General features: G+C 73.2%; 5 protein-coding genes and 1 pseudogene. 5 read left to right on the top strand and 1 reads right to left on the bottom strand.

Translation table 11 applies throughout. The features are described from left to right. Positions 1-653 precede the first annotated feature (653 nt). The 5 genes and pseudogenes from AXW62_RS19905 to AXW62_RS41165 all read left to right on the top strand — a co-directional run. Positions 654-1,499 carry a transporter substrate-binding domain-containing protein gene (locus AXW62_RS19905; protein ID WP_060945723.1) on the top strand — a complete coding sequence of 282 codons (846 nt, stop codon included), beginning with the start codon at positions 654-656 and terminating at the stop codon, positions 1,497-1,499. A 158-nt stretch (positions 1,500-1,657) separates the two neighbouring features. Next, entirely contained in the window at positions 1,658-2,302 is a 645-nt protein-coding gene (locus AXW62_RS44990) for a TetR/AcrR family transcriptional regulator (protein ID WP_060945722.1), read from the top strand. Between the two features lie 181 nt (positions 2,303-2,483). Further along, positions 2,484-3,242, top strand: coding sequence for a DUF1700 domain-containing protein (locus AXW62_RS19895; RefSeq protein WP_060945721.1), 759 nt, complete (start codon positions 2,484-2,486; stop codon positions 3,240-3,242). A gap of 369 nt (positions 3,243-3,611) precedes the next feature. Beyond that, positions 3,612-4,382, top strand: coding sequence for an oxidoreductase (locus tag AXW62_RS19890; protein ID WP_060945720.1), 771 nt, complete (start codon positions 3,612-3,614; stop codon positions 4,380-4,382). Between the two features lie 18 nt (positions 4,383-4,400). Beyond that, positions 4,401-4,535 (top strand): annotated as a pseudogene (locus tag AXW62_RS41165) (SDR family oxidoreductase); the annotation flags it as partial. On the opposite strand, the gene AXW62_RS19885 reads toward AXW62_RS41165, so the two are convergent. Next, positions 4,484-5,440, bottom strand: coding sequence for a LysR family transcriptional regulator (locus AXW62_RS19885; RefSeq protein WP_060945719.1), 957 nt, complete (start codon positions 5,438-5,440; stop codon positions 4,484-4,486). The pseudogene AXW62_RS41165 and the gene AXW62_RS19885 overlap by 52 nt on opposite strands. Positions 5,441-5,704 lie beyond the last annotated feature (264 nt).

The raw sequence follows: 5,704 nt of genomic DNA, 5'->3' as shown, positions 1-5,704 counted from the left end.
CTGGGCCTGCGACCCCAACTGCACCACGGAGAACGCATGGCGCGCCGCCCTCACCCACGCCGCGGGCTGCGAAGCGTGCAGAACGGGCGAGTGCGCGACCGGCCAGCGCCTCCTGGACGCCTACTCGGCGGCCATCTGGCAGGAGCACGCCGAGGGCGCCGGATGAGGCACCGCCGACAACCCCCCGGCGCGGGGCGCGCTGCTCGCCTTCCGCGCCATCCCGGATGAGCCGGGGCCCTCAGCGCAATTCCGCTGCTGCTGACGCTCGCGATCTCCTTGTGCATCGCGGGCGACCCGGCCCGATAGACCGGGTGGGCCGCCGGCGGCCCGGGGTCCCCCGCCCCGGGCACGACTTCGCGCCGGCGGCCCGCCCTCTCGGACACCTCCCGGACACCCTCTCGGACACCCTGCGGGTCGGTGCAGCCAGGCACGGCCGCCGACCGCAGGGCAAGGACTCCGGCCCCGACTCGGGGCACACGGGCCGGAGTCCGCTCATCACAGAGCCCCCACCCCGGACGCGCGCTTGGCGCGCATCGTCGCCGTATCCCAGCAGGCGGGCAGCGGCTTCCCGTGGGGCGGGACTTCTGCCACCCTGAAGCGCGCTGTGATCATGCGGCTCGAAGCGGGCCGCCCGCCCGCGCCCAGGAGGTGCCGTGAGACGTACCGTCACGCTGTCCGCCCTCGCCGCCGTGCTCGCCGCCACCGCCGCCGGTTCGGCGCTCGCCGTCGGCTCCGCGTCGCAGCCGGAGCCGAAGCGGGCATCCGCCGCCGACCGCGAGCAGCGGCGCGGCACCCTGCTGGACCGGGTGCCCGAGCGCGGGGTCCTGCGGGTGTGCACCACGGGCGACTACCGGCCTTTCAGCCATCGCGACCCCAAGTCCGGCACCTACACGGGCATCGACATCAAGATGGCCGGGGACCTGGCCAAGAGCCTGGACGCCAAACCGTCGTTCGTGCCCACCACCTGGGCCACCCTGGTGGACGACCTCGCCGCGGGACGGTGCGACGTGGGCATGGGCGGGGTGTCGGTGACCCTGGCCCGCGCCCGCCAGGCGTCCTTCAGCGAGCCGTACCTCACCGACGGCAAGACGCCGATCGTGCGCTGCGAGGACAAGGACAGGTACCGGACGCTGGAGGACATCGACCAGCCGGGCGTGCGGGTGGTGGTCAACCCGGGCGGCACCAACGAGCAGTTCGCCCGCGCCCATGTCACACAGGCCACCCTCACCGTCCATCCGGACAACACCACGATCTTCGACGAGATCATCGAGGGTCGCGCCGATGTGATGATGACGGACGCCAGCGAGACCCGGTACCAGTCCGCGATCCATCCGGAGCTGTGCGCGGTCCACCCGGACCAGCCGTTCTCCTTCTCCGAGAAGGCGTACGTCCTGCCGCGCGGCGACGCACAGTTCAAGGAGTACGTCGATCAGTGGGTCCATCTGGCCACGCACGACGGTACGTACCAGAAGTACGAGGATGAATGGATGAAGCGCTGAGGCGGTGACGCGCTGAAGCGCTGAGGCGGTGACGCGCTGAGGTCTCGGAACCGGGTGTGCGGGGCGGCGGCGGTCGGCGCGGCTGAAATTCTCGGCAACGCCGTACGACTCTCGCGTCCACCGCCCTCCCACGGCGCCAGGAGCGGGAAGATGACCCCATGAATCCCGCCCAGCCCACGCGCCGCCGTTCGGACGCCGTCGCCAACCGCGCCGCCCTCCTCGACGCCGCGGAGCGGGTCCTGCTCCGCGACGGGCCCGCCGTGCCGCTGGACGTGGTGGCGCGCGAGGCCGGGGTGGGCATCGCCACGCTGTACCGGAACTTCGCCGATCGCGAGGAGCTGTACGCGGCCGTCGTCCTGCGCTGCTACGAGCTTGTGGCGGCGCTCGCCGAGGAGGCCGAACGGAGCGCGGCGCCGCCGCTGGACGCGCTGGCCGGTTTCCTGGACCGGCTCCTCGCCGAGCGCCGCCATCTCGCCCTGCCGCTGCTCGGCGGGTCCGGCCCACCGGCGGTGGACGGGGCCGACCCCCTCGGCCCGCGGATCTCCCGGTCGCTGGGCGCGGTCCTGAAGCGGGGGATCGAGGACGGGTCGGTCCGCCCCGACGCCACCGCCGCCGATCTCGTCGTCATCGGCGCGATGCTCGCCCACGCCCAACTGCCGTCCGACGCCTGGGACCGCGCCGCCCGCCGTATCGCCGCACTCGTCCTGGAAGGGTTACGCGCCCGGTCCGACACCGTCCGGCTCCCCGCCGGGCTCACCGGACCGGAACTCGATCGGATCATGACGTGGGGCATCGGGTCATGACGCGGGGCATCGGATCATGACCCGCCGGGGGAGCGGCACGGCGGCCCACTAGCCTGTCGAGCGCGGCGGGATGCGCAATTGCGCGGATCCGGGAGCGGCCCCCGTGCGGGTGCTGCACGCTGACGGATGCCGGTTGCCACGCCTGGACCGGTGACCGTTTCCGCGCATCCGGAGAGACGACATGAGCAGCCCCCTCAGCCACCCCCTCGTGCGGACCTTCCTGTCCTCGGTCGAGCGGCGGACCGCGGCGCTTCCCGCCGTACGGCGGGAGGAGCTGCTCGAGGACCTGCGCGAGGAGATCGCGGCGGCGCTGGCGGACGACCCCGCTCAGAACCTCGCCGGGGGTTTCACCGAGGGCCCCGCCGAGGGCCTTGCCGAGCACCCCGGCGAGGACCCTGCCGACCACCCCGCCGAGGGCCCCACCGACCGCCCCGCCGAGGGCCCCGAAACGGACGGCGGCGCGGCGGTCGGCGTCGGTGAGGAGCGGGTGCGGCGGGTGCTCGACTGGATCGGCACCCCGGAGGAGATCGCGGCGGACGCGCTGGCCGAGGAGTCCGGCAGCCTCCCGCCCGAACCGGAGAACGTCGGCGGCACCTGGCTGACGCTCGGCCTCGCCGTGCTGCCCGTGCCGCTGTGCCTGGTCCCGGGGGTGGGCATACCGCTGGGGCTGGTCGCCGCCCTCGGCGCGCTCGTACGGCTGTGGCGGTCCGCGCCGTGGGTGCGGCGGGAGAAGCGGCAGGCCACGCTGTTCGTGCTGTCGCCGCTGGTGACGGTGCCGGTGCTGGCGGCGGCCCTCTCCCTGGCGTTCGACGGGATCAGCGCCGCCGCCTTCGTGGCCTCCCTCCTGATGGCGCTCACCCTGCCCGTGATCGGCGCCGCACGGCTCGCCCGCTCCGCCGCCCGGCTGCGCGAGCGGGCAGGTCAGGGAGCGGGCCGATAGCACACGGGCCGATAGCACACGGGCCGACAACGCCCCTCCGGTGACCGGCGCGTCGTGCCGGACAGGGAACCGGTCCACGTACCGCGCCCGGTGGCCCCCGGCTCGTCGTCGATGTCGCGGTCAAACGACGACGGGATGCCCCCCTGCCGTCGCGGTCACGCCGCACACCATCCGGTCACCGGGTTGCCATAGGAAAGTCCTATAGTCCCTGCTCGTTTTTCGTCTTTGCCTCTCAATTCGTCCCGGACCTACGGTGAAACAGCTCGACGAGGTGAGACGCGCTCCATGGTTCTCCGGAATCGGCGCCCTGGGCGCGTCGCCCCTTTTTCCGGTCGGGCATACCCATACGCAAAGGAAAGGGCCAGCGGCATGACCACCATCAAAAATGATGCAGGAATGCGTGAACTCGCGGGAAAGCGAGCCGTGGTCACGGGCGGTTCGCGCGGAATCGGCGCGGCTATCGTGCGCCAGTTCCTGGACGCGGGCGCCGAGGTACTCACGACCGCCAGGTCGAAGACGAGCACGGTGCCGGAGGGCGCCGCCTTCGTGGCGGCCGATGTGCGGACACGGGCTGGGGCCGAGGCAGTCGCCGGGGCCGCGCGGGAGGCGCTCGGCGGGGTGGACATCCTGGTCAACAACGCGGGTGGAGCCCGACCGTTCCAGCACGCCTGGGACATCCCCGACGAGGAGTGGCAGGACCAGCTGGACCTGAACTACCTGGCGTCGGTGCGGCTGGACGCGCTGCTGACTCCGGGGATGCGGGAACGGCGTTCGGGCGCGGTCGTGCACGTCTCGACGGCCGCCGTCCCCACTTCGGCACCGCCGTTCCTGCACTACACGGCGGCGAAGGCGGCGCTGCAGAACTACAGCCGGGGACTGGCCCTGGAACTGGCCCCGTTCGGCGTCCGGGTCAACGCGGTGTCTCCCGGCAGGACCGCCACCCCCGGCGGCGAGGCGACGCGGGAGCAGTGGGCGAGCCTGGCCGAGGGGCCGGGCCAGGACAACACCGCCCCTCCGCTGGGACGCGACGGCCGGCCCGACGACATCGCCGACGCGGTGCTGTTCCTCGTATCGGACCGGGCGAGCTGGCTGACCGGAAGGAACCTCACCGTGGACGGCGGCGAATTCCCCGTGGGGTGACACCGGCGCGGTGAGAGCAGGACCCGGACGAACCCCATGCGGCGTTTCGGAACCCCGGAAGAAGTCGCCAGGGCGGTGGCATTCCTGGCCTTCGACGCCACTTACACCACGGGCGCCGAGTTCGTGGTGGACGGAGGCATAACCCAGTTGTGAGAAGGCCCTGACCCGTTGTCGGCGAATCCGGTGTAGTGCCAGGTCTCCTGGCGCAGGAATTCGAGCAGGGCCATTTCCGCCGGGCCCGCGCCGGGCCGGATCACGGCGACGGCGGGCATGGAAACGGTGGGATGGACCGGACGCGTGAGGGGCTCGAACCCGGGAGGCACCGCGGAGGCCGGCACGAGTGTCACCCCCAGCCCGTGGGCGGCCCAGCGCACCGCCGTCGCCGTCTGGGAGACGCGGGCGACCGTGGTCGGGGCCAGCCCGTTGTCCCGCAGCACCTCCCGCAGCACGCCGTCCAGCGCGCTGCCGTGGTCGAACCTGATCCACGGCTCCCGCGCCACCTGGCACAACTCGACCCGGTCCGCGGCGAGCCGCGCGTGCTCGGGACTCAGCACCACGACGAACTCCTCGTCGCCGAGGTGGTGGCCCTCGTACAGGCCCTCCTCGCACTCCCCGCCCACCAGGCCGAGGTCCACCACGCCCCGGCGCGCCAGCCGCTCCAGCTCGGCGGGGTTCGCCTCCTCGAATACGGTGATCTCCAGCCGCGGGAAACGGCGGCGCAACGCGCTCAGCGCGCCCGGCAGCTGCCGCGTGCCCAGCCCCATCTGGGCCGCGACCACCAGTTCGCCCTCCAGCTCATCGGCACCGGCCCGCGCCGTCGCCTTCGCCCGCCGGGCCGCCCTCACCGCGACCTCCGCGTCCCGCAGGAACGCGCGACCGACCGCGGTGGGCACCAGTCCGGCCGGTGTGCGGGCGAACAGCGTCACGCCGAGTTCCCGCTCCAGGCCGCGGATCTGCTGCGACACCGACGGCTGGGCGACACGCAGCAGCTCCGCCGCCGCCGTCACCGAGCCCGCCTCGGCCACGGCCAGGGCGTACTCGAACTGACGAAGACTCATCGCCCCACCTCACCTCCCCGCGCCGGACCCACGGCCCACCGCCTCGTACATCGCGTCCTGGACACGGCGCCGGACGAGACCGGCCCACACCGTGAACGCCGGTGACCAGCCGCGGTGCGGTCCGGACGGGACTCCCGGGCATCACCGCGTCCGTGACGACGGACGCCGGTGGCTGCCCACCGCGGAACAGAGCAACGCGATCGCGGCCCGGCCGCATTCCCGGGTCATGGCGCCTCCAGGCGCGGCATCCGCACCCCGTACGGC

The organism is Streptomyces hygroscopicus subsp. hygroscopicus (assembly GCF_001553455.1).
Lineage (GTDB): Bacteria > Actinomycetota > Actinomycetes > Streptomycetales > Streptomycetaceae > Streptomyces > Streptomyces hygroscopicus.
This window is presented reverse-complemented; position numbering and strand designations above follow the sequence as displayed.

Coding starts and splice junctions, on each gene's coding strand:
- AXW62_RS44990 (WP_060945722.1), top strand. CDS start 1,658: ATGAATCCCGCCCAGCCCACGCGCCGCCGTTCGGACGCCGTCGCCAAC.
- AXW62_RS19895 (WP_060945721.1), top strand. CDS start 2,484: ATGAGCAGCCCCCTCAGCCACCCCCTCGTGCGGACCTTCCTGTCCTCG.
- AXW62_RS19890 (WP_060945720.1), top strand. CDS start 3,612: ATGACCACCATCAAAAATGATGCAGGAATGCGTGAACTCGCGGGAAAG.
- AXW62_RS19885 (WP_060945719.1), bottom strand. CDS start 5,440: ATGAGTCTTCGTCAGTTCGAGTACGCCCTGGCCGTGGCCGAGGCGGGC.